20 protein-coding genes are annotated in these 22,198 nt (G+C 68.9%); 12 read left to right on the top strand and 8 right to left on the bottom strand.

What is annotated here, in order from left to right; all coding sequences use genetic code 11:
* Positions 1–37 precede the first annotated feature (37 nt).
* Positions 38–544, top strand: a complete 507-nt coding sequence (locus ABFT43_RS09380) for a MarR family winged helix-turn-helix transcriptional regulator (protein ID WP_347960060.1) — start codon at positions 38–40, stop codon at positions 542–544.
* Here ABFT43_RS09380 and ABFT43_RS09375 read toward each other — a convergent pair.
* Positions 541–1,428, bottom strand: coding sequence for a siderophore-interacting protein (locus tag ABFT43_RS09375; RefSeq protein WP_347960059.1), 888 nt, complete (start codon positions 1,426–1,428; stop codon positions 541–543). The genes ABFT43_RS09380 and ABFT43_RS09375 overlap by 4 nt on opposite strands.
* 104 nt (positions 1,429–1,532) lie before the next feature.
* Here ABFT43_RS09375 and ABFT43_RS09370 point away from each other — a divergent pair, with 104 nt between their 5' ends.
* Entirely contained in the window at positions 1,533–2,606 is a 1,074-nt protein-coding gene (locus tag ABFT43_RS09370) for a 3-hydroxyisobutyryl-CoA hydrolase (protein ID WP_347960058.1), read from the top strand.
* A 52-nt stretch (positions 2,607–2,658) separates the two neighbouring features.
* A complete protein-coding gene (locus ABFT43_RS09365; protein WP_347960057.1) occupies positions 2,659–3,435 on the top strand; it encodes an enoyl-CoA hydratase in 777 nt (258 codons plus the stop codon).
* 84 nt (positions 3,436–3,519) lie between these two features.
* Here ABFT43_RS09365 and ABFT43_RS09360 read toward each other — a convergent pair whose 3' ends face one another.
* Positions 3,520–4,410 (bottom strand): LysR substrate-binding domain-containing protein, encoded by an 891-nt coding sequence (locus ABFT43_RS09360; RefSeq protein ID WP_109238719.1) that lies wholly within the window; start codon positions 4,408–4,410, stop codon positions 3,520–3,522.
* Positions 4,411–4,502: 92 nt separating this feature from the next.
* Here ABFT43_RS09360 and ABFT43_RS09355 point away from each other — a divergent pair, with 92 nt between their 5' ends.
* From ABFT43_RS09355 to ABFT43_RS09340, 4 genes are read left to right on the top strand one after another with little or no spacing between them, the layout of a single operon-like run.
* The gene (locus ABFT43_RS09355; RefSeq protein ID WP_347960056.1) at positions 4,503–5,738 is read left to right on the top strand and encodes an acetyl-CoA C-acetyltransferase; all 1,236 of its coding nucleotides are present in this window, start codon (positions 4,503–4,505) and stop codon (positions 5,736–5,738) included.
* Positions 5,735–6,514: a 3-oxoadipate enol-lactonase gene (gene pcaD / locus ABFT43_RS09350; RefSeq protein WP_347960055.1), complete on the top strand. Its 780-nt coding sequence runs from the start codon at positions 5,735–5,737 to the stop codon at positions 6,512–6,514. The genes ABFT43_RS09355 and pcaD overlap by 4 nt, the downstream gene beginning before the upstream one ends.
* Entirely contained in the window at positions 6,515–7,300 is a 786-nt protein-coding gene (locus tag ABFT43_RS09345; protein ID WP_109238538.1) for a CoA transferase subunit A, read from the top strand.
* A gap of 9 nt (positions 7,301–7,309) precedes the next feature.
* The gene (locus ABFT43_RS09340; RefSeq protein ID WP_347960054.1) at positions 7,310–7,990 is read left to right on the top strand and encodes a CoA transferase subunit B; all 681 of its coding nucleotides are present in this window, start codon (positions 7,310–7,312) and stop codon (positions 7,988–7,990) included.
* On the opposite strand, the gene ABFT43_RS09335 is transcribed toward ABFT43_RS09340, so the two are convergent.
* The 4 genes from ABFT43_RS09335 to benA are packed head-to-tail and all read right to left on the bottom strand — an operon-like array spanning position 7,936 to position 15,308.
* On the bottom strand, positions 7,936–10,656 hold the full coding sequence (locus ABFT43_RS09335; protein WP_457590125.1) for a LuxR C-terminal-related transcriptional regulator: 2,721 nt from the start codon (positions 10,654–10,656) through the stop codon (positions 7,936–7,938). The genes ABFT43_RS09340 and ABFT43_RS09335 overlap by 55 nt on opposite strands.
* An 18-nt stretch (positions 10,657–10,674) precedes the next feature.
* On the bottom strand, positions 10,675–13,347 hold the full coding sequence (gene benC, locus ABFT43_RS09330) for a benzoate 1,2-dioxygenase electron transfer component BenC (protein WP_347960053.1): 2,673 nt from the start codon (positions 13,345–13,347) through the stop codon (positions 10,675–10,677).
* A 9-nt stretch (positions 13,348–13,356) separates the two neighbouring features.
* Positions 13,357–13,914, bottom strand: a complete 558-nt coding sequence (benB, locus tag ABFT43_RS09325) for a benzoate 1,2-dioxygenase small subunit (protein WP_347960052.1) — start codon at positions 13,912–13,914, stop codon at positions 13,357–13,359.
* Positions 13,911–15,308, bottom strand: a complete 1,398-nt coding sequence (gene benA, locus ABFT43_RS09320) for a benzoate 1,2-dioxygenase large subunit (protein ID WP_168701679.1) — start codon at positions 15,306–15,308, stop codon at positions 13,911–13,913. Before benA ends, benB begins: the two co-directional genes overlap by 4 nt.
* Positions 15,309–15,549: 241 nt before the next feature.
* Here benA and ABFT43_RS09315 point away from each other — a divergent pair, with 241 nt between their 5' ends.
* The 4 genes from ABFT43_RS09315 to catC all read left to right on the top strand — a co-directional run bounded on the left by ABFT43_RS09315 (position 15,550) and on the right by catC (position 18,950).
* Complete coding sequence (locus ABFT43_RS09315; protein ID WP_347960051.1) at positions 15,550–16,605, top strand: LysR family transcriptional regulator; 1,056 nt, start codon at positions 15,550–15,552, stop codon at positions 16,603–16,605.
* A complete protein-coding gene (locus ABFT43_RS09310) occupies positions 16,602–17,705 on the top strand; it encodes a mandelate racemase/muconate lactonizing enzyme family protein (RefSeq protein ID WP_109238544.1) in 1,104 nt (367 codons plus the stop codon). The genes ABFT43_RS09315 and ABFT43_RS09310 overlap by 4 nt, the downstream gene beginning before the upstream one ends.
* Positions 17,706–17,802: 97 nt before the next feature.
* Positions 17,803–18,669: a catechol 1,2-dioxygenase gene (catA, locus tag ABFT43_RS09305; RefSeq protein WP_347960050.1), complete on the top strand. Its 867-nt coding sequence runs from the start codon at positions 17,803–17,805 to the stop codon at positions 18,667–18,669.
* A complete protein-coding gene (gene catC, locus ABFT43_RS09300; protein ID WP_347960049.1) occupies positions 18,669–18,950 on the top strand; it encodes a muconolactone Delta-isomerase in 282 nt (93 codons plus the stop codon). Before catA ends, catC begins: the two co-directional genes overlap by 1 nt.
* Positions 18,951–18,996: 46 nt before the next feature.
* On the opposite strand, the gene ABFT43_RS09295 is transcribed toward catC, so the two are convergent.
* Complete coding sequence (locus tag ABFT43_RS09295; protein ID WP_347960048.1) at positions 18,997–20,154, bottom strand: metallophosphoesterase; 1,158 nt, start codon at positions 20,152–20,154, stop codon at positions 18,997–18,999.
* A gap of 32 nt (positions 20,155–20,186) precedes the next feature.
* Between ABFT43_RS09295 and ABFT43_RS09290 the strand changes: the two genes are divergently transcribed.
* Positions 20,187–21,029, top strand: coding sequence for a sulfurtransferase (locus tag ABFT43_RS09290; protein WP_347960047.1), 843 nt, complete (start codon positions 20,187–20,189; stop codon positions 21,027–21,029).
* Between the two features lie 114 nt (positions 21,030–21,143).
* On the opposite strand, the gene ABFT43_RS09285 is transcribed toward ABFT43_RS09290, so the two are convergent.
* Positions 21,144–22,184, bottom strand: coding sequence for a spirocyclase AveC family protein (locus ABFT43_RS09285; protein WP_347960046.1), 1,041 nt, complete (start codon positions 22,182–22,184; stop codon positions 21,144–21,146).
* Positions 22,185–22,198 lie beyond the last annotated feature (14 nt).

Genomic DNA, 22,198 nt, shown 5'->3' with positions numbered 1-22,198 from the left:
TATATGTGAAGCACTTGTGTGGGGATACACTTCCCGCATGTCGGAGGGGCGTGAGGTGTCGGACTTCGTGGACAAGGTCCGCGGGGAGTGGGCCACGCGCTATCCCGATCTCGACCTCCGCCCGGTCGATGCGATCGGCCGTATCGTCCGGATCGGCTCGCTCGCTCTGTCCCGGCTCGAACACGACCTGGCGCCGCTGGGCATCACCCGCACCGAATTCGACGTCCTCGGCGCCCTCGCCCGCAGCGACATACCGCTGCGGGCCAGCGAGGTCACATCGGTCACCGGGATCTCCGGGGCGTCGACCACCAAGAACGTCGAGCGGCTGGTGTCGATGGGGCTCGTCGAACGGCGGCGCCTCGAACGCGACGGCCGGGTCGTCCTGCTGTCGCTGACGGAGAAGGGCCGCACCCTCGTCGACGAGCAGTTCCCGCGTCGCATCGCCGCCGAACGCCAGATGCTCGACGGTCTCGATGACGACGAGATCGCGACGCTGACGGATCTGCTGCGGCGGGTCGCGCGGAATGTGGAAAGGCGGTTCTAGAGCCCCGCCCGCTCGAGCGCCTCGTCGAATTCCTCTGCGGCTTCCTTCTCGGTCCTGCCCGCGGCGATCGCCTGCTGATAGACCGCGAACAACTCGGCGCTGCGCTGTGCATAGGCCTGCGTCCACCGCTCGCTGTCCTGGCGCCAGTAGCCGAGGATGTCGTAACGGCTTCGGTCCCAACCATGTTCGTCGCGGAGATGCTTCCGGACGGCACGGGATTGGGCCGCCTCGCCGGCGAACCAGCAGTAGCCGCCGGTGGCGGGGAGGTCCAGTGCGCGCATCGCCTCGGCGAGCCCGCTCGCGGTACGGCCGTTGCCGCCGACGAGGGTGATCGTCTCGATCCCGCTCGCCGGCAGGTACCCCAGGTCCGTCGGGGTCGGCACCTCGACGATCGTCGTCACGCGGGGGGTCCGCGCAGGGTCGGTCGTGTGTATCTCCTCGACGATGCGGGCGAGCGCCGGCAGTCCGGCGAGGTCGGCGGCCAGCACGAGATGCCGCGTGTCCGACGGCGGCGCGAACCAGCTGCGCGCGTGGGACATGACGACCTCGTGCCCGGTCTCGGCGCGCTGTGCCCAGCTCGTCGCGGGGCCCGCGTCGTGGATGACGAAATCCACGACGACCCGGCCGGCAGGTTCGTCGACGGCCCGGATCGAGTAGTTCCGACCGTCCGGAGCGGGGTCGACGTCGTGGTATCCCCAGGTCCCGTCCCGGCACTCCATGTCCGGGGCGGCGGTCTGTGAGGGGGCCGGGAAGTAGATGCCCACCGCCTCGTCGGCGACCCCCGGCAGGCCGAGTCCTGGCAGGTCGACGGTGTCGAAGATGATCCTGCGCAGGTTGGGCGTCAGATCGGCGACGTGTGCGACGCGTGCCCTCGAGTAGCCCATGCGGCCACCGTAGCGGCCGAAGGGTCCGCGATCGGGCACTGGTTTCTATTACTAGGATATGCAACCATCTGTGGAGGCCTGTCGGTGTGGAGAGGAGTTCGCTCGTGTCGGAACAATCAGTGCTGGTCCCGTCGGTCCTGGCGGAGGAGAACGGGTCGGCGCGGTCGCTGATCCTCAACCGTCCGAAATCGATCAACGCCATCGACCACGAGATGGTCACCGAGATGGCCACGCTGCTCGATGCCTGGGCCGCCGATGACGCGGTCGACGCCGTGGTCCTCTACGGCGCCGGTGAGCGCGGACTGTGCGCGGGCGGCGACATCGTCGCGATCCACCGCGACGCGGCGGCCCTGAGCGGCAACCCCGACGCCACCGACCTCGACGCGGAGAACTCGCCGTCGGCGAAGTTCTGGTTCGACGAATACCGTCTCAACGCCGCGATCTCCCGCTACCCCAAGAAGTATGTCGCGATCATGGACGGCATCGTCATGGGCGGCGGCGTCGGTGTGTCCGCGCACGGCAACGTCCGTGTGGTCACCGACCGCACCCGCCTCGCCATGCCGGAGGTCGGAATCGGCTTCGTGCCCGACGTCGGTGGCACGCATCTGCTCTCGCATGTGCCCGACAACCTGGGTGTCTACGCGGGCCTCACCGCGGGACAGCTCAGCGGCGCCGACGCGATCGCGCTGGGCCTCGCCGACCACTTCGTCCCCTCCGAGTCGCTGCCCGAGTTCATCAAGGCCGTCGGCGATAGCGGAGTCGACGCCGCACTGGCGCGGTTCGCGTCCGACGCCCCGGAGTCGAAGGTGGCCGCGCAGCGCGAATGGATCTCGGAAGCCTTTGCCGCCGAAACGATCTCGGAGATCATCGACCGCTGCCGGGCCGTCGGCGCCGAGGAGGCGACCAAGACCGCCGACACCATCGCCGCGAAATCGCCGACCGCCCTGGCCGTCACCCTGCGCTCGCTGCGCGAGGCCGCCGGTGACGCCACCCTCGAGGAGACCCTGGTCCGTGAATACCGGGTCTCGCTGCGCTGCCTGCTGCACCCCGACATGGCGGAGGGAATCCGCGCGCAGGTCATCGACAAGGATCGGAACCCGAGTTGGGCAGAATTCTCCGAGGCGAGCATCGAGAAATTCTTCGCGCCGCTGCCGCACGACCTGACATTCGACGCCTGACCGGGCGTCCGAGCACGAGCACCGAAGCCCAGAAACCGAGAGAAGGAAGACCGTGACCGAATACCAGACCATCCTCGTCGAACGCCGTGGCCGCGTCGGCATCATCACGCTGAACCGTCCGAAGGCGCTCAACGCGCTGAACTCGGAGCTGATGAACGAGGTCGTGGGCGTCGTCAAGGAGTTCGACGTCGACGAGGGCATCGGCGCCATCGTCATCACCGGTTCGGAGAAGGCCTTCGCCGCCGGCGCCGACATCAAGGAGATGTCCACCAAGACCTACGCCGAGGTCGCCAACCAGCAGTTCTTCGGCGCCTGGGACGAGCTGTCTCGCACCCGCACCCCGATCATCGCCGCGGTCACCGGCTACGCCCTCGGTGGCGGCTGTGAGCTCGCGATGCTCTGCGACACCATCATCGCCGGCGACAACGCCGTCTTCGGTCAGCCGGAGATCAACCTCGGCGTCATCCCGGGCATCGGCGGATCGCAGCGCCTGACCCGCGCCGTCGGCAAGGCCAAGGCGATGGACATGATCCTCACCGGTCGTCAGATGAAGGTGGACGAGGCCGAGCGCCTCGGTCTCGTGTCGCGCGTCGTTCCCAAGGAAGAGGCCCTCGCCAAGGCCATCGAGGTCGCCGAGGTCATCGCCTCGAAGTCGCTCATCGCGTCGGCGCTTGCCAAGGAGGCCGTCAACCGCGCGTTCGAGTCCGGCCTCACCGAGGGCGTCCGCGCCGAGCGTGCCCTGTTCTACTCGACCTTCGCCACCGACGACCAGACCGAGGGCATGGCCGCGTTCGTCGAGAAGCGGGACCCGAACTTCACGCACCGCTGATCGCTGAAAGACGCTCCGACCCACCCTTTTCGGTACTCTCGCCCAGCTACGGGCGGTGTTGCCGAAAAGGGTGGGTCGGTGCTTTCACGACAATGTTCGCACCACCGGCAGCACCCGCTCGATCAGCGGCGTGCGACGGTCCTCTGCGAAGGCGACCGTGAGGTCGAATCCGGCGGTGGTGTCCTCCAGCCGTCGATAGACCACGCCGGCGATGCCCAGCGCCGACGTCGGCTCGGGCACGATCGCGACGCCGAGTCCGGCGGCGACCAGCGTGACGAGCGTCGACGTCTCCTCGACCTCGTGCCGGATGCGCGGAACGAACCCCGCTCGTTCGCACGCTGACGCAAGGACCCCGCTGCTCACCGACTTCCCCCGGCCGACGTGGGCGACGAAGTCGTCTCCGCTCAGATCGGAGAGGTCGATCGGCTCGTCCTCCGTGGTGGCGGCGAGTGGATGATCGGCGGGCAGTGCGGCGATCAGACGGTCCCGGCGGATCGACTCGACGTAGAGCCCGGTCGTGTCGACGGGCATCCGCAGCAGCGCCAGATCGATGTCGCCGGAGGCCAGCGCCTCGACCTGCGCGGGCCCGAGCATCTCGCCGCGCACGCTGACGTCGACGTCGGGCAGCTCGTCGCGCAGCGCCCGCACGAGCCGGGGCAGCAGTGAGTAGGTGGCCGACCCGACGCAACCGATGGCGAGATTGCCCTGCCGTCCCTCGGCGATGCGCTGAGCGCGACGGGCCGCGGCGTCGACGGAGTCCAGGATCGCCACCGCGTGCCGGAGGTAGTCCTCGCCGGCAGCGGTCAGCTCGACGCGGCGGGTGGACCGCCGGAGGAGCGCGACCCCGAGCTCGTCCTCGAGTTGCCGGATCTGCTGGGACAGCGGCGGCTGGGCGATGTGGAGTCGCCGGGCCGCTCGGCCGAAGTGCAGCTCCTCGGCGACCGCGCGGAAGTACCGCAGATGACGCAGCTCCATGGGTTCGATGCTACCCATTGATATCCCTAGAGTATCAAAAGTGGAGAAATGGATACTTCTCCATATCGACGGTGGTCCCTAGGGTTGGTGGCATGACCTCGACCAGCACCGCGGACACCGACATCGTCATCTGCTCACCTCTGCGAACCCCCGTCGGGCGCATGGGCGGAACGCTCTCCTCGGTCCAGGTGACCGGCCTGGCGACGGATCTGCTGCGCGAGCTGACCGCACGTACCGGTCTCGGCGAGGGCGACATCGACGACGTCATCCTCGGCCAGGGCTATCCCGGCGGCGAGTCGCCCGCGCTGGGACGCATCGCCGCACTCGACGCGGGACTCGGTGTCGGAGTGCCCGGCATGCAGGTCGATCGTCGCTGCGGCTCCGGACTGCAGGCGATCCTCACCGCCGCGTCGGCCGTCGCGACCGGAGGCGCCCGTCTCGTGGTCGCCGGCGGTGCCGAGTCGATGTCGAACGTCGAGCATTACGCCCTCGGCCTCCGCACGGGTGTCAAGCAGGGCGGCATCCAGCTGCTGGACCGCCTCGACCGCGGCCGCCTCACCGCGGGCGGCGAATCGCATCCGGTGCCCGGCGGGATGATCGAGACCGCCGAGAACCTCCGCGCGAAGTACGGCATCTCCCGTGCCGACCAGGATGCGTTCGCCGCGCAGTCGCACCGTAGGGCCGTCGCCGCGCAGGAGCAGGGCCGGTTCGCCGACGAGATCGTCTCGGTCACCGTCCCGGGGCGACGCGGCAGGCCGGACATCGTCGTCGACCGCGATGAACACCCGCGTGCCGACGCCACCGAGGAATCGCTTGCGGCACTGCGCCCGATCCGGCTGAAGGTCGACCCCGAGTCGACGGTCACCGCGGGCAACGCCTCCGGCCAGAACGACGGCGCCGCGATGTGTGTCGTCACCACCCGCGGGGAGGCCCGTCGCCGCGGACTGGATCCGCTTCTCGCCCTGCGCTCCTGGGCCGTGACCGGCTGTGAGCCCGAGACCATGGGCATCGGCCCGGTCAGCGCGACCGCCGCCGCGCTCGACCGGGCCGACCTGACCCTCGACGAGATCGACCTGATCGAACTCAACGAGGCCTTCGCCGCGCAGGTCCTCGCATGCCTGGCCGAGTGGAAGATCGAGGCCGACGACGAACGCCTGAACCCCAACGGTTCCGGCATCTCGCTGGGGCACCCGATCGGGGCCACCGGCGCCCGCATCCTCGCCACCGCGGCCCACGAGGCACGTCGGCGCGACGCCCGCTACGTCCTGGAGACGATGTGCATCGGCGGCGGCCAGGGTCTCGCGGCGATCTTCGAGGCCGCCCGATGACCGCCGGGTCCGCGTCGGTGCAGGTGCACGCCGTGGTCTCGGGTCGTGCCGAAGGGCCTGCGATCGTGTTGTCCAACTCGCTCGGCTCGACGCACCGGATGTGGGACGAGCAGGTGGCCGCCCTCGAGGAGCGCTTCCGGGTGGTCCGCTACGACACCCGCGGTCACGGGCTGTCCCCGGTTCCGCAGGGGCCGTATACGATCGACGATCTCGCCGATGACGTGGTCGCCCTGCTCGACCGTCTCGACATCGACCGCGCCCATCTCGTGGGACTGTCGCTGGGCGGCATGACCATGATGCGCGTCGCGGCGCGCAACCCCGAACGCGTCGACCGGCTCGCCCTGCTGTGCACCGCCGCGTACCTGCCACCCCGTGAGGCATGGCTCGACCGCGCCACGATCGTCCGCGCGAACAGCACTGCCGCCGTGGCCGAATCGGTGGTCCAGCGGTGGTTCACGCCGGAGTTCCTCGCGGCGCACGACGCGGCGCGCAGGTCGTGCGAGTCGATGGTCGCGAGCACGTCGGCGGAGGGCTACGCGTCGTGCTGCGAGGCCATCGCGGAGATGGACCTCCGCGGCGGCCTGCCCGCGATCAGCGCACCCACCTTGGCCGTCGCCGGCGCCGACGATCCGGCGACGCCCCCGGCGATGCTGGCCGAGATCGCCGACACGGTCCCGGACGGTCGCCTGCTCGTGGTGCCCGATGCCGCACACCTGGCCCCCGCCCAGCAGCCCCGCATCGTCAATCCCGCACTGATCGAACACCTGGAGTCCTAGATGAGCCACGAGAAAGTCGTCGCCTCCGCAGCCGACGCGGTCGCCGACATCCCCGACGGTGCGAGCCTCGCGGTCGGCGGGTTCGGCCTGGCCGGCATCCCCGGCTTCCTCATCGACGCGCTGCTCGCGCAGGGGGCGGAGAACCTGACCATCGTCTCCAACAATTGCGGTGTCGACGGCGGCGGCCTGGGCCTGCTGCTCGAGGCCCGCAGGATCTCGAAGGTGATCGCCTCCTACATCGGCGAGAACAAGGAGTTCGGCCGGCAATTCCTGTCCGGCGAGGTCACCGTCGAACTCACCCCGCAGGGCACCCTCGCCGAACGCATGAGGGCCGGTGGCAGCGGCATCGGCGCCTTCTTCACGCCCACCGGCGTGGGCACCCTCGTCGAGGAGGGCGGCCTGCCCTGGCGCTACAACCCCGATGGCACGGTCGCCGAATCGTCGCCGCCCAAAGAGGTCCGCGTCTTCAACGGCAAGCCGATGGTGCTCGAGGAGGCGATCGTCACCGACTACGCGCTTGTCCGCGCCGCGGTCGCCGACACCGCGGGCAACTGCCGGTTCCACGCCGCCGCTCGCAATTTCAACCCGCCCGCCGCGATGGCCGGCCGGATCACCATCGTCGAGGCGGAGAAGGTCGTCGAGGTGGGCGAACTCGGACCCGACGAGATCCACCTGCCGGGCATCTTCGTCCAGCGCATCCTCGAACTGACCCCGGAGCAGGCCTCGCGCAAGGGGATCGAGAAGCGCACCACCCGTGGCGAACGACCGGTCGCCACGACCGCCTAGGAGACCCTCATGACCTGGAATCGCAACGAGATGGCCGCCCGCGCGGCGAAGGAACTCACGCGCGGCGACTACGTCAACCTCGGGATCGGCCTGCCGACGCTGATCCCCGACCATATGCCGGAGGACTCCGGGATCTTCCTGCACGCCGAGAACGGCATCCTCGGCGTCGGGCCGTTCCCGTACGAGGACGAGGTCGATCCCGACCTCATCAACGCCGGCAAGCAGACCGTCACCGTCCTGCCCGGCGCGTCGTATTTCGATTCCTCCACCAGCTTCGCGATGATCCGTGGCGGCCACGTCGATGTCGCCGTGCTCGGCGGGATGCAGGTCGCGGTGAACGGCGACCTCGCCAACTGGATGGTGCCGGGTTCCCTCGTCAAGGGCATCGGTGGCGCCATGGATCTGGTGAACGGCGCCGACAGGGTGATCGTGTTGATGGAGCACGTCACGAAGAAGGGCGAACCGAAGTTGCTCGACGCCTGCTCGCTGCCGCTGACCGGTCGCGGGGTCGTCAGCCGGGTCATCACCGACCTCGGCGTGTTCGACGTCGCCGGAACGGGTTTCGACGTTGTCGAGCTCGCACCCGGCGTGGACTTCGAGACCGTCGTCGCCAAGACCGGAGCGCCGGTGGCCGATCAGCGTCGCGACGCCGCCAGTTCCGCCCTCGACCGCAGCCCGAGCTTCGCGTAGATACGGGTCAGGTGGTACTGCACCGTCTTCGGTGAGATGAACAGTTCGGCGGCCACCTCGCGATTGGAGAGGCCGCGGGCGACGAGCGCGCTCACCGCCTCCTCCTGTGGGGTGAGTTCGCCGGCATCGCGCGGGGCGCCCTCGGGCCGCGAGGTGATCACGCCGCCGGCCTTCAGTTCACGTTCGCACCGTTCGACATATGCGGTGGCGCCGAGTGAGAGCCAGAGGTCGCGGGCGGTGCCGATGACCGTGTCCGCGGCGCGTCGCTTGCCGGCCCGGCGCAGGGTCTGCCCGTAGGCGAAATTCATCCGGGCCCGGTCGTAGCGGAGTCCGAGACCGTCGATGAGGTCGAGTGCCTCCTCGAAGACCCGGCGGGCGCCGTGGATGTCGCCCGTCGCGCCGAGATACCGACCGCGGGCGTACTTCAGCCGCGCCGTCGACGACCGGTGTCCGCGCTCGGCCGCCCGCGCCTCATAGCGGGTGAGTAGCAGGTCGGCGTCGTCGAGTCGCCCCTCGATCACCAGCGCGTTTGCGAGGACGTCGACCCACGGCCACAACCCGGGTTCCGACAGGCCGGGTACGGTGTCGGCCATCGTGATCAGCGGTGTCAGGGTGCGCCGCACCTGCGCATGGTCCGCGGTGGATTCGGCCAGGTCCGCGCGTGCGAGCAGATCCGGGATGCGCATGATCTCGTAGTCCCCGATCGACGCGGAGTTCTGTGCGAGCAGGGCTTCGGCGCGTTCCCACTCGCCACGCGCCGAATGGATCTGGCATGCAGTCCAGTTCAACAGCGGGGTGGCCAACTCGATGCCGCTGGTACCGGCGAGGGCCAGGCCCGCGTCGACGCTGCGCATGGCCTCGTCCCAGTCGCCGCTGAGGAACTCGACCCGCGCCAGCCAGCCGTGCGCCCACAGCGAGATGCGTGTCGACCCACCGAGCTGGGCCATCGACACCGCAGCCTCGAGATCGGCTCGCGCGGCGTCGATCTCGTCGAGGCCGAGCTTCAGCCAACCGCGCCCCATCGTCGCCCGCTGGGCCTGCGCGCCGAACGGGATCCGTTCGGCGACGGCGTCGTATTCGGCCCGTGCCTCGTCCGGTCGTCCCGACCAGGCCAGGCCGAGACCGCGGATGACCGCCGCCTCGATCCGGGCGGCGGAGTCCTCGGCCGCCATGTCGATCGTGGTGTCGGCCCAGCGCACGAGGGCATCGCCCTGGAGGCGGACGAGATCGTGCAGGACGTGGCGCTGCGCGATCAGGGCGGCGGTGTCGGGTTCGCGCTCACGGTTGACGATGGCCCAGGCCCGGTCGAGTCGCAGCTGCGCCTCCGACGACCGTCCACGCAGGATGGCGAGATAGGCGAGAGTCGCGTTCCGCAAGGGGGTTTCACGCAGGCACTCGACGGTGGGGACCAGTGCGCCGGCTCCCACGCAGTCGCCCGCGGCGAGCAGCGAGTCGACCGCGAGGGTGATCCGGGTGTCCCGCAGGAGCGGATCGGGGGTGAGGCGACCGGCCTGCCGATACAGGCGTGCGGCCTGCGCCCACGCGCCCTCGGTGCCGCGGGTGCGGGCGAGTTCGGCGAGGTCGTCGGCCAGCGCCGCGTCCGGAGTCGGGGCGGCGGCGACCCGATGATGCAGGCGCCGAGCGGGATCTGCGACGATCCGGGCGGCCCGGCGATGGGCCTCGCCGACCGCCCGCATCCCCATGAGCTCGAGGACCGCCGCGCGGACGAGAGGACTCGCCGGCGCCGGTTGTGCGTCCGCGGGAGTCAGCGCCCCGGCGGTGGAGACCAGACCGGTCCGGCGTGCCTCGTCGAGCGCTCCGAGCGGATCGTCGACGCCTGCGAGTTCGATTGCGGTGGAGAGGGGTTCGTCGGGGTCGAGGATGGTCAGCGCCTCGATGAGCAGCCGTCCGGGCGATCCCGGTCCGGGGAGCCGCCTGCGGACGTCGGCGATCACACGACGCGGCGCGGGCAACGCGGCCTCGCTGCCCGACCACGTCGAGGGCGGGACCTCGTCGAACAGGTCGGTGATGTCACGCGGGTTGCCCGCGGTGTGCGCGATCAGCGCGTCCCGCATGACCGGGTGCAGGACGAGGCCGCGGTGCACGGCGATCTCGGCCGCGGAGTCCGCGCCGATCCCCGGGAGGCGGATCTCGTCGGGTGTCACCCCGGCCAGTGTCGTGCCGGGGCGCGTCGTCGTGACCACCATCAGCACCCGCAGGTCCCGGTGCTCGCGGAGAAGCGTTACGAGGGCCCGGAGAGAGGGCTCGTCGGCGAGGTCGGCGTCGTCGACCGCGATCAGGGTCGGGGCCGGGGCGCGCGGTGTCGGCCCGGTTCGGTGGACCGCGGCGAGGAGGCCGTCGACGAGCTCGTCCGCCGGGAGGGCCGGATCCTGCGTGAGCTGCCGGATCAGGGCGCCCGGGGTGTGCGCCTGCCACGCGGAGACCTGCGCCCGAAGAGTGTGCCCGGCGCCCCCCGAATCCCGATGACCACGGACCAGGCGAGCGAGGAACGAGGTCTTCCCGATGCCCGGATCACCGGTCACGGCAACGAGATCGACGCCCCGGACCGCGTGGAGCCGGGACGTCAGGTACTCGATCTCGCGGTCGCGTCCTGCGCACAGGGTCGAGGTGACCATGCGCACGCGATCCCGGCCGACGACCGTCATCGTTTCATCCTAGGACCGCTAACCGGTGTCGCCCCCTGCGACGGGCAGAACGCTACCGGTGATGTACGAGGCCTCGTCGGAGGCGAGGAAGCAGATCGCCGCGGCCTGCTCGTCGAGGGTTCCGTACCGGTGCATCAGCGACGACGCGAGGGTCTGGTCGATGTGGGCCCGGAACCATGCGGACTCCACCTCGGTGCGGGGCTCGGGGGTGCCGCGCGAGATCCGGCGCGGCGGCGCCTCGGTACCGCCCGGCGCCGTCGCGACCACCCGGATGCCGGCGTCGGCGTACTCCATCGCCAGCGACGCCGTCAGCGCATTGACCGCGCCCTTCGCCGCCGAGTACGGGATGCGGTGGATACCGCGGGTGGCGGCCGACGAGACGTTGACGATCACCCCGGCGCCCCGCGCGACCATCGCCGGCAACGCCGCCCGGCACGCGTAGAGCGTGGTCATCAGAGACCGATCGATCTCGGCGCGGATCTGCTTTTCGGTGAACTCGGTGAACGGCTTGAAGTTGATCGCCCCACCCACGTTGTTGACCAGCACGTCGACCCGCCCGTAGGAGGCGACGGCCTGCCGCACGACCGACTCGGCGCCCTCGTAGGTCTCGAGGTCGGCGATCGCCGTCACCGCGCCGGGGCAGGTGGTCGCCAGATCGCGGGCGACCTCGGCGACCAGGTCGGAGCGGTCGGCGAGGACGACCTTACCGCCCTCCGCGCTGATTCGGCGCGCCACCTGTTCACCGATGCCCTGCGCCGCGCCGGTGATCACCACGATCTTGCCGGCGAAGCGGCCCGGACTGACGTGGCGGGGACGGCGGCCGGCCCGTTCGGCGGCCATCGCGCGCCGCATCGTCTCCTTGGACCGTTCGGCATGCGCCGAGATCAGCGCACGCGCGCCGTCGTGGTCGCCGGACTCGAAAGCGGTCACGATGTCCAGATGATCCTGCGCGCAGCGAGGATGGCACCACGTGGCGTGGCGTAAAACCTCGGTCATCCGACCCTTCACCCCGAGTGCCCGGTAGGCCTCGAGGAGGTGGTCGTTTCCGGTGAGCCCGAACAGATAGTCGTGGAATGCCGCGTTCGTCTCGGTGTACTCGGCGGCGTCGACGAACCGGTCGCCGTCGACGTAGGGCACGGTCGCCTCGGCGAGCAGTCGGTATCCCGCCAGCTGCCCGCTGGTGAGGCGGCCGAATGTCAACTCCAGGGCGCCGAGCTCCAGGGCTGCACGAGCCTCGAACAACGCGTCCGACTCACAGATCGCGGGATGCTCCTCGCCGATCTGATAGCCCTGCGAACCCACGACGGGTTCGTCGGTCGCGGCCGGCGGGGTGGCCGGTCCGGTGTCGGGGATCGAGTTCTCGCTCCGGTGCCGGTGCAGGGGATCGAACTCCGCGACCGTGAACACCGCCTGCCCGGCGATCCCGCGTGCCGCGCCGACCGGAAGGAGCTGTCCCGGGTCGGGATCGACGGTGGACGAACCGGTGTCGCCGGGCCACACGCGTTGACCGGCGACGCGCAGGATCGTGTCGTCCTCCGTGGCCGGCGCCGCCGCCCCGGTCGGGGCGGCCGGCTCCGCGGGCGTTTCCTCGGTGGACTGCGAGGAGGGTGCGGAGTTCGCGGCGAGCGCGAACTTCTCGTAGTAGAAACCGGTCGGCTCGATGCCAGCGTCGGCGACGTGCCGTCGAACCGCCTCGACCATCGGCGGAGGGCCGCACAGGTAGATCGCGACGTCGCCGTCGTGGAGGTGGTCGGGACGTATCAGGCTCGTCACGTAGCCCTTGTTGACGGCCGCGCTCGTCGGGTCCGAGACACAGTGGTTCCAGGTGAATCCCGGCAGTTGGGCCGCCAGCTGTTCGATCTCGTCGAGGGCCACCAGGTCGACGTCCGTCGACACGCCGTAGATCAGATGGACGCGACGGACGCTGTTGTCCGACACCAGTTTCCGAAGCATGGACAGAATCGGCGCCAGGCCCGTGCCGCCGGCCAGCAGCAGTACGGGACGCGCGGCCTCGCGGAGGAAGAACGACCCGTGCGGGCCGGTGAACGAGATCGGTTCGCCCAGCGTGGCACGATCGGTCAGATAGGTCGACATCGCACCGCCCGGGGTCAGCTTCACCAAGAAGACCAGTCGATCCTCGTGGGGGCCGTTGGCGAACGAATACGAGCGCCGCACCGGCTCCCCGGCGCCGTCGTCGGTCCCGGGAACCTCGATGTTCACGTACTGACCGGGCAGAAACGCGAGTTCGCCGCGGTTCTCGACGCGGATGCCCAGGCGCATGGTCGACGCCGACAGCCGTTCGAGTTCGACGACGGTCCCGGTGAACCGCGACGCCTGGGTCTTGGCGATGTCGGAGGTCGCGGGGATCTGCAGCACGAGATCCGACCGCGGCTTCATGCAGCACGGCAGCGCATATCCCTGCTCGGACTCGTCGACGGACAGCGCGTCCTCGATGTAGACGCCACCGTCGAAATCGCCGGACTCGCAGAACGATTTACACGTTCCGCAGGCGCCGTCGCGGCAGTCGAGGGGGATGTTGATCCGCTGCCGGTACGATGCGTCGGCGACGGTCTGGTCCTCGCGGCAGGTGATGAACCGCGTGACCCCGTCCTCGAAGGACAGGGCGACCTGGTGGGTTCGCGCGGAGGAACCGGTGGCGGCTTCGACGCCGGGGTCGGTGGTGACAGTCATGGGCCGGTCCTAGAAGTGGTAGATGTCCACGACGTGGTGGATGTAGTCGTTCTTCAGCACGACCGTCTTGCGACGGATGAGGGGCTGCTCGCCGGAGTAGTCGATCGTGTAGAAGGACGTCCCGTAGTAGGGGTCGACCGTGTGGTACCGGAAATACATGGTGTGCCAATTGAATCGGACGTCGACGAGGTCCCCGCGTCGGCCGATCACCTCCACGTTGCTGATGTTGTGGCTGGTGCGTGGCTCGGGCAGCGAGGTCGCCGACGACCGTTCGGTCCGGATGCGGAAGACCCGATCCTCCAGTCCGCCCTTGTTGGGGTAGTAGATGAGCGAGATCTCGCGCTGCGGGTCCTCGGTGAGGCGATCATCGTCATCCCAGGACGGCATCCAGTAGACGACGTCGTCGGCGTAGCAGTCGAGCCACTTCTCGAACTCGCGATCGTCGAGGTGGCGGGCCTCCCGGTAGAGGAACTGCTCGATCATGTTCTGGGTGATCAGCTTCCCGCCGGCCGAATCGGTTCCGGCCGAATCGGTTCCGGCGGACGGGGTGACGGGTGCGGTGGTCATTTGTTCGCGCCTTCCTGCTCGACGGTCGCTGCCTGCTCTTCACGGGCCAGGGCCGCCCGCATGGTCTGCAGCCAGTAGCCGTGCTGGACCGGATAGAGGCCCTCGTCCTCGTTCTTCAGGCCGGAGGAGATGACGCCGGTCATGCCCAGCGACGCGGCCACCGGGTCGGGGCCGGAGAGCCAGTGCTTCGCCCCGCGGCTCATGTCGTTCCACGGCGCGGCCTGTGCGCGGAAGGTCAACTGGCAGGAGCGGAATTCCTCGAGATCGTCCGGGGTGGCCATGCCGGAGGCGTTGAAGAAGTCCTCGTACTGCCGGATGCGTTGTGCGCGTGCGGCGTCGCTCTCGCCCTTCGGGGCGATGCAGTAGATCGTGACCTCGGTCTTGTCCGGCGCGATCGGCCGGAAGTGACGGATCTGGGTGGAGAACTGATCCATCAGGTACACATTCGGGTAGAGACACAGGTTGCGGGAGCCCTTCACCATGAACTCGCCCTTGGCGTCGCCGTGGATCTTCTTGAGCTCGTCGATCCGGTGCCACAGCGGGCGGTCCTGCGGGTTGGCCGCCCACGTCCACAGGCACAGGTGGCCGTTGGGGTAGGACCAGTAGCCGCCACCCGACTTGCCCCAACTGCCGGCGTCGAGCGCCTTGGTGTCGTTCTTGGACTCACCCGTGGTGCGACGCGAGGTCGTTGCCGCGTAGTTCCAGTGGGTCGCGGTCACGTGGTAGCCGTCCGCGCCGTTCTCGGCCTGGACCTTCCAGTTGCCGTCGTAGGTGTAGGTCGACGAGCCGCGCAGCACCTCGAGACCCTCGGGGGACTGGTCGACCAACATGTCGATGACCAGCCGGGTGTCGCCGAGGTGCTCGTCGAGGGGCAGCACGTCGTCGTTGAGGCTGCCGAACAGGAAACCGCGGTAGTTGTCGAACCGCGCCACCTTGGTCATGTTGTGCGAGCCGTCGACGTCGAAGGTGTCCGGATAGCCGGCGCCCTCGGGGTCCTTGACCTTGAGGAGCGTGCCGTCGTTGCGAAACGTCCAACCGTGGAACGGGCAGGTCAGGGTCATCCGGTTGTCGGCCTTGCGCCGGCAGATCATCGCACCGCGGTGGGCACACGCGTTGATCAGACAGTGCAGCTCACCGTTCTTGTCACGGGTGATGACCACCGGCTGGCGGCCGATGTAGGTGGTGAAGTAGTCGCCGGGCTTCGCGATCTGACTCTCGTGGGCCAGGTAGATCCAGTTGCCCTCGAAGATGTGCTTCATCTCCAACTCGAAGATGTCCTCATCGGTGAAGATGCGGCGATTGGCGCGGAAGACGCCGGCCTCCGGGTCGTCGATGACGGCGTTACCGAGGACGGCGTTCACGTGGTTCAGGTGTTCTGACACGGAAGCGGTCATGTGGGGTCTACCTCCAGGTGTGGGCTGTGTGAAGAACTGTGACATCACGTGGCGGCGCTCACACCAGGGCATTGCCCAGTCCTGACCAAGCATTCGATTGATAAAGAGCGACGCTCAATCCACCCAAATCAAGTCTTTGCTTTGTATGTATTCCTGGTTCTACGGTGTGAAACACGTGGCCACGGTCACACCAGCCCGACTTCGGGTCCCCGGTTACAGTTCCCGAGAGAGAAGACGCACCATGGAGCTGAGGCACCTGCGCTACTTCGCAGCCGTCGCCGAGACCTGCCATTTCGGGCAGGCCGCGGCCGCGCTGCACGTGGCCCAGCCGGCCCTCTCCTACGCGATCCGGCAACTCGAGGCCGAACTCGACGTCACGCTGTTCGTGCGGACCACCCGGCAGGTCTCCCTCACCCCGGCCGGCGAGTATCTGCGTGAACACGCCGAACGCATCCTCGCCGCGGTCGACGAGACCGTCGACGGCGTGCGCCGGATCGGGGCCGGCCGCAGCGGCCTCGTGCGCCTCGGCATCACCGGCATCGCCGCGTTCTCGCATCTGCCGCGCATCGCTCGGGTGGTCAAGCGGGAACTCCCCGACGTCGACCTGCACATCCGGTCGGACATGCTGACACCGAGCCAGTGCGACGCGCTGCGCACCGGCGCGCTCGACCTCGGCGTCCTGCGTCCGCCGGCGGTCGGGGAGGACATCGACACCCGGGTCATCGACGTCGAGCCCATGGTGCTCGCGGTCTCGGCCGATCATCGGCTCGCCGTCGAACCCGTGATCTCCATGTCCGACCTGCGCAACGAGCCGTTCGTCATGTACGACAGCCGCGACTCCGCCGTCAACGAGGCCGCGCTCCGTGCCTGCCGCGCTGCAGGTTTCGTGCCGCAGCGGGCGCATCAGGCGCCCGGCACCGCGGTGCTGCTCGCGCTTGTCGCCGCCGGACTCGGCGTCGCGGTGCTTCCTGCGTCGGTGCGCTCGCTGCCCCTCGACGGGCTCGTCGTCCGCGATCTCGTCGACTCCGACACCGTCGAGATCGCGCTCGCATGGCGATCGGGTGACGACAATCCGGTCGTCGCCGCGGTCGCGGAGGCCATCGCCGGCGCCTTCGAGTCGAATGGCCTCGCGCCCAGCGCATCCCAACCCCAACCCGACCCGCAGGGTCCATTCCCACCCCAACCCGACCCGCAGGGTCCATTCCCACCCCAACCCGACCCGCAGGGTCCATTCCCACCCCAACCCGACCCGCCCGGTGCTTCCCTGCTGCCCGCCCAGTTCGGAGAACGTTCATGAAGATCACTCGCGTGGAGGCGATCCCATTCGCCATCCCGTACGTGAAACCGCTCCGCTTCGCCTCCGGCGAGGTGTACGAGGCCAACCATGTCCTGGTGCGCGTCCACACCGACACCGGTGTGGTCGGCGTCGCCGAAGCCCCGCCGCGGCCCTTCACCTACGGTGAGACCCAGGACGGGATCATCACCGTCATCGACACCATCTTCGCCCCGGCCATCGTCGGACTCACCCTCCTCGAACGGGAGACCGTCCTGGCCCGGATGTCGCGAACCATCGGCAACCCGGCTGCGAAATCCGCGGTGGACATGGCCATCTGGGATGCGCTCGGCAAGTCGCTGGGTCTCCCGGTCGGCGACATACTGGGCGGGTTCACCGATCGCATGCGGGTCAGCCACATGCTCGGCTTCGACGAGCCCGCGGCCATGGTCGCCGAGGCCGAGAAGATGATCGACACCTACGGCATCCGCACCTTCAAGGTGAAGGTCGGCCGGCATCCCATCGCGCTCGACACCGCCGTCGTACGCGCCCTGCGTGAGCGGTTCGGCGACGAGATCGAGCTCTACGTCGACGGCAACCGCGGCTGGACCGCGGCCGAATCGGTCCGGGCCATGAAGGAAATGGCCGACCTCGACCTGCTGTTCGCCGAAGAGCTTTGTGACGCAGCCGATGTCATGGGCCGGCGGTGGCTCGTCGAGCAACTCGACGTACCGTTCATCGCCGATGAGTCGGTGCCGACGCCGGCCGACGTGACCCGCGAGATCCTCGGACGGTCGGCGACCGCGATCAGCATCAAGACCGCGCGCACCGGGTTCACGGTCTCCCGCCGCACGCATCACCTCGCCGAGGGCCTCGGCATCCCGGTGGTGATGGGCAACCAGATCGACGGCCAGATCGGCACCGCCTGCACCCTCGCGTTCGGCTGTGCCTTCGAACTGACCTCGCGCCACGCCGGCGAACTCTCGAACTTCCTCGACATGAGCGATGACCTGCTGACCGAGCCGCTGCAGATCCGCGACGGACACCTGCACCGGTCCACCGCTCCGGGCATCGGCTTCGAACTCGACGAGGACAAGCTCGCGCACTACCGCACCGACAACTGAACAACGCCTCCGCAACTGAAGAACACCCTGAGAAACCCATCCCCACAACCTGTTCCGCGGCAGCCCCGCGGAGCACGAACTCACCGAGGAGAATCACATGACCACAGTCGAGCAGGTCCAGGAAGTGGCCACCGCGGCCGCCTCCGGTGCATCGGCCACCGAACACTTCCGGAAGGACAAGTCGCCGTTCGAGGCCGTCAAGGACACTCCGCCGGAGCGTGTCTCGACCCTCATCAACGATGTTCTCGCCGGAGTCCACGCCACCATCCGCAAGCACAAGGTGACCTACGACGAGTACAACGCACTCAAGGCGTGGCTCATCAACGTCGGTGAGGACGGCGAGTGGCCGCTGTTCCTCGACGTGTGGGTCGAGCACGTGGTCGAAGAGGTCAACACCGCCCACCGCCAGGGCAACAAGGGCAGCATCGAGGGCCCGTACTACGTGCCGAACGCGCCGGAACTCGGCTCGAAGGGCACCCTGCCGATGCGTCCCGACGAGAAGGGCGACCGCCTCGTCTGGAACGGCCAGGTCCGCTCCGTCGACGGCAGCCCGCTCGCCGGTGCCAAGGTCGAACTGTGGCACGCCGACGCCGACGGCTACTACTCGCAGTTCGCGCACGGCATCCCGGAGTGGAACCTGCGCGGTACGTTCATCACCGACGACCAGGGCAACTTCGAGATCACCACGATCCGCCCCGCGCCGTACATGATCCCGACCGACGGTTCCTGCGGCAAGATGATCGCCGCCGCCGGCTGGCACCCGTGGCGTCCGGCCCACCTGCACCTCAAGGTGTCCGCGCCCGGCCACGAACTGCTCACCGCGCAGCTGTACTTCCCCGGTGACCCGCACAACGACGACGACGTGGCGAGCGCGGTGAAGCCCGAACTGGTGCTCGATCCCAAGGAGGACGGCCAGGGCGGCCACACCATCTCCTACGACTTCGTCCTCGACCCGGAGAACTGATGCTGTTCCACGTTCGCATGGACGTCCGCATCCCCCACGATCTCGACCCGGACCTCCGGGCCGAGATCGTGGCCCGGGAGAAGGCCTACTCCCAGGACCTTCAGCGCGCCGGCAAGTGGCCGCACATCTGGCGTATCGCCGGCGAATACTCCAACTACTCGATCTTCGACGTCGAGTCGGGCGACGAGCTGCACACGATCCTGTCGGGGCTGCCGCTGTTTGCGTACATGGACATCAAGGTCACCCCGCTGGCGACGCATCCGTCGGACATCAACGCCTGACCCCGGCACGGACCTCGAGACGGAGGACGTTCGCCCGGCCCCGGCATCAACCCGGTGTTCGCAGGGTGAACATCGTGATCTCCGGCGGCGCGAGGACCCGGACCGGCGGGCCCCACGCGCCGGCGCCGCGCGTCGTGTACAGCACCGTGTCGCCGATCCGGTCCAGTCCGGCGACCGAGGGCTGTTGCAGCGGAACGAGATAGCGGATGGGCCATAGTTGCCCTCCGTGCGTGTGCCCGGAGAACTGCAGGTCGACGCCGAGATCGGAGGCCTCGGTGGCCTGTTTGGGCTGATGTGCGAGCAACAGGATGAAGTCGTCGGGATCGGAACCCGCGAGCGCCGCCGCCAGGTCGGGTTCGTGGGGTTCGGGCGCCGTGGCATCGTATACACCGGCGAGCTGGATCGTCGCACCGTCGACGGTCAGCGGGATGCGGGCGTTGCGCAACGTCCGCACCTCGAGCTCCTCCCAGACGTCGAGCCAGCGCCCGCCGTCGTCGGAGTAGTACTCGTGGTTGCCGCTCACCCCGAACACGCCGAGCGGTGCGCGGAGATCGGCGAGCGGCCCGATGGTGTTGCGCACCAGCGGGATCGTGCCGTCGGTCAGATCTCCGACCAGGAGGACCAGGTCGGGCTCCCGGGCGTTCACCAGGTCGACGACACGGCGGGTGAACGAGGCGTCGCGCACCGGGCCCACATGGAGGTCGGAGATCACCGCGACCCGGAGGCCGTCGAACTGTCGCGGTAATCCGGGTGATTCGGCCTCGATCTGGGTCACGTGTGGATGGGCGGCCTCGTTGATCCCGTATCCGGTGACGCCCAACGCGACGACCACCACCGTCGTCGTCGCGATCCTGAGGTGGCGAAGTCGAAAGGCCTCCACATCCGCGGTGTCCTCGGTGCCCGACCGTCGCCGAAGCCGGCGGATCATGTTCGCGCCGAACGAGATCAGCCCGATCACGAAGAGCCCGAGGAACAGGTAGAACACGGCCGCGAGCCACGACAACCCCACGAATGCGAACGGGCGCGCCCAGGAAGGGGCGAGCAGGCGTCCGGTGGCGAGCCCGACGAGTGCCAGCGCCCACAACACGATCAGCGCGGCATCGGCCACGATCGACCACGGACGGGGGAGGGCGGTCGCCCGGACGAGACGTCGATGGAGCCAGAAGGTGATCAGGCCGAACACGATCGCGGGGATGAGCGCCATCCGCCCATTCTGCCCATCGGTAGGCTCACGGCATGGGCGACGTACTCATCACCCCGATCGACCTGGCCGAACAGCTCCTGGGGACACCGCCGGTGGTCCTTGACGTGCGGTGGCAGCTGGGCGACTTCGACGGGCGCGCACACTACCGCGAGGGACACATCCCGGGCGCGGTGTACGTGGATCTCGACACCGAGCTCGCCGCGCCGCCGTCGGGCGCGGAGGGTGGTCGGCATCCGCTGCCGTCGATCGAGGATCTGCAGGCCGCGGCCCGGCGCTGGGGTGTGAACGACGGCGTGCCCGTCGTGGTCTACGACGACTCCGGCAACCTCGCCGCGGCCCGGGCATGGTGGTTGCTGCGATGGGCGGGGATCGCCGACGTGAAGCTCCTCGACGGCGGTCTCGCCGCATGGAGGGCCGAGGGACTCCGTACGACCGGCGGCGACGGCGGGAAGCCGAAGCCGGGAACCGTGACACTCACGCCGGGCAACCTGCCCGTCGCGACCATCGACGAGGTCGCCGCCGGCGGCGCGATCCTGCTCGACGCCCGGGCCGCGGAACGCTACCGCGGCGACATCGAACCGGTCGACCCGCGTGCCGGGCACATCCCCGGTGCGCTGAGCGCCCCGGCCATCGAGAACATCGACGACACCGGTCGCTTCCTGCCCGCCGACGATCTGCGCGGGCGGTTCGCGCGGCTCGGCGTCGAACCGGGACCCGGACGCGACGTCGTCGTCTACTGCGGCTCCGGCGTCAACGCCGCCCACCAGATCGCCGCGCTGGCGGTCGCCGGCATCGACGCGACGCTGTTTCCCGGGTCGTTCTCGCAGTGGTCGTCGGACCCGGCGCGTCCGATCACGACCGGCGACCAGCCCTGACACGACCCCGAACCCATCCGAAGTCGCATCTTCGTCTCAGATCGCGAGTTCGAAGTCGCGAATCCGAGGCGGAGGCGCGATTCTCCGGGTGGAGGGGCCTGGGCGGGGCGCCGCCTACCGCACGTGCGGACAGGGCGGGTTCTCGGCCAGACCGCACATGTTCTGGTGCAGATAGCTCGGCACATCCGCGGGTGCGACGTCGGCGTGCATGTTGACGAGGTTGAAGCCCAGGAAGAACACGGCGAGGATCACGTTCATCACCGCGCTGAAGGCGAGGAGGCGCACGAATCCCACACCGCGGGTGATCTTCAGCCGCTCGATGCCGGCGTCGGTGACGAGCTGGTCGCCGTCGCGGCGGAACAGGTAGAACGACATGGACACGACCATGATCACCGAGCCGAAGAAGATGCCCTCGTACAGCGGGAACTGGTTGACACTGCCGGTGAATATCGACCATGTCCCGTCGACCCGCAGGTACGACCACAGGCCCTGACGCTGCAGGACCTGTTCGGTGAAGGTGTCCAGGACGAAGAAGATCACGAGCAGCGCGACGATGATCCCGGCCTTGTTCAGCCGCGGCCAACGTTTGCGCGCGGCCCGCACCGCCTTGTCGATGCCCACCACCGCCAGCGGAAGGAACAGCATGTAGTCGGCCAGTTCGTAGAGGATCGGCGCCGGTGTCTCGGGGCCCTTGCTGACCCAGCCCGGCACGAACTCGCCCCAGGTGCCCATGTTGAGGAACGCCGAGTTGTAGGAGAACACCGGCCGCACCGCGTTGACCCCGACGTCCTGCCAGCAGGTGAGCAACCACCCGAACATGAAGACGCCGATGGTCGGGAACCGCCCGTCCTTGCGGGTGCGGTGCACGAGCCAGACGATCGACGCGATCACGCCGACGACGCAGATGACCTCCGACGCCCGGATGATGACCAGCGTGTGGGTGGGCACCGCGTCCGGTCCGGTCGGGATCGGGGTGAAGGAGTCGGAGAAGATCCAGCGGATGTAGACATAGGCCTGGATGACCAGGAAGACCGCGCCCAGGCGGGCCAGCCAGACGATCGGCGGGGAATCCTTGGCCACCGGCTCGGCGCCCGGCTCTTCCGGAGGGAACTGCCCGACTCCCGAATCGGGTTTCTCCCCAAGCGAACTCGACATGTATCCCTCAGTCC

The organism is Gordonia aurantiaca (assembly GCF_039939235.1).
Taxonomy (GTDB): Bacteria; Actinomycetota; Actinomycetes; order Mycobacteriales; family Mycobacteriaceae; genus Gordonia.
The sequence above is the reverse complement of the archived record's forward strand: the minus strand, read 5'-3'. Positions and strand labels throughout refer to the sequence as shown.

Excerpts from the sequence above, each read along its gene's own strand:
- catC (WP_347960049.1), top strand. The coding sequence starts at position 18,669 with ATGCTGTTCCACGTTCGCATGGACGTCCGCATCCCCCACGATCTCGAC.
- ABFT43_RS09380 (WP_347960060.1), top strand. The coding sequence starts at position 38 with ATGTCGGAGGGGCGTGAGGTGTCGGACTTCGTGGACAAGGTCCGCGGG.
- benC (WP_347960053.1), bottom strand. The coding sequence starts at position 13,347 with ATGACTGTCACCACCGACCCCGGCGTCGAAGCCGCCACCGGTTCCTCC.
- ABFT43_RS09355 (WP_347960056.1), top strand. The coding sequence starts at position 4,503 with ATGACCTCGACCAGCACCGCGGACACCGACATCGTCATCTGCTCACCT.
- ABFT43_RS09335 (WP_457590125.1), bottom strand. The coding sequence starts at position 10,656 with ATGACGGTCGTCGGCCGGGATCGCGTGCGCATGGTCACCTCGACCCTG.
- catA (WP_347960050.1), top strand. The coding sequence starts at position 17,803 with ATGACCACAGTCGAGCAGGTCCAGGAAGTGGCCACCGCGGCCGCCTCC.
- pcaD (WP_347960055.1), top strand. The coding sequence starts at position 5,735 with ATGACCGCCGGGTCCGCGTCGGTGCAGGTGCACGCCGTGGTCTCGGGT.
- ABFT43_RS09345 (WP_109238538.1), top strand. The coding sequence starts at position 6,515 with ATGAGCCACGAGAAAGTCGTCGCCTCCGCAGCCGACGCGGTCGCCGAC.
- ABFT43_RS09290 (WP_347960047.1), top strand. The coding sequence starts at position 20,187 with ATGGGCGACGTACTCATCACCCCGATCGACCTGGCCGAACAGCTCCTG.
- benB (WP_347960052.1), bottom strand. The coding sequence starts at position 13,914 with ATGACCACCGCACCCGTCACCCCGTCCGCCGGAACCGATTCGGCCGGA.
- ABFT43_RS09340 (WP_347960054.1), top strand. The coding sequence starts at position 7,310 with ATGACCTGGAATCGCAACGAGATGGCCGCCCGCGCGGCGAAGGAACTC.
- ABFT43_RS09375 (WP_347960059.1), bottom strand. The coding sequence starts at position 1,428 with ATGGGCTACTCGAGGGCACGCGTCGCACACGTCGCCGATCTGACGCCC.
- ABFT43_RS09315 (WP_347960051.1), top strand. The coding sequence starts at position 15,550 with ATGGAGCTGAGGCACCTGCGCTACTTCGCAGCCGTCGCCGAGACCTGC.
- benA (WP_168701679.1), bottom strand. The coding sequence starts at position 15,308 with ATGACCGCTTCCGTGTCAGAACACCTGAACCACGTGAACGCCGTCCTC.
- ABFT43_RS09285 (WP_347960046.1), bottom strand. The coding sequence starts at position 22,184 with ATGTCGAGTTCGCTTGGGGAGAAACCCGATTCGGGAGTCGGGCAGTTC.
- ABFT43_RS09360 (WP_109238719.1), bottom strand. The coding sequence starts at position 4,410 with ATGGAGCTGCGTCATCTGCGGTACTTCCGCGCGGTCGCCGAGGAGCTG.
- ABFT43_RS09310 (WP_109238544.1), top strand. The coding sequence starts at position 16,602 with ATGAAGATCACTCGCGTGGAGGCGATCCCATTCGCCATCCCGTACGTG.
- ABFT43_RS09295 (WP_347960048.1), bottom strand. The coding sequence starts at position 20,154 with ATGGCGCTCATCCCCGCGATCGTGTTCGGCCTGATCACCTTCTGGCTC.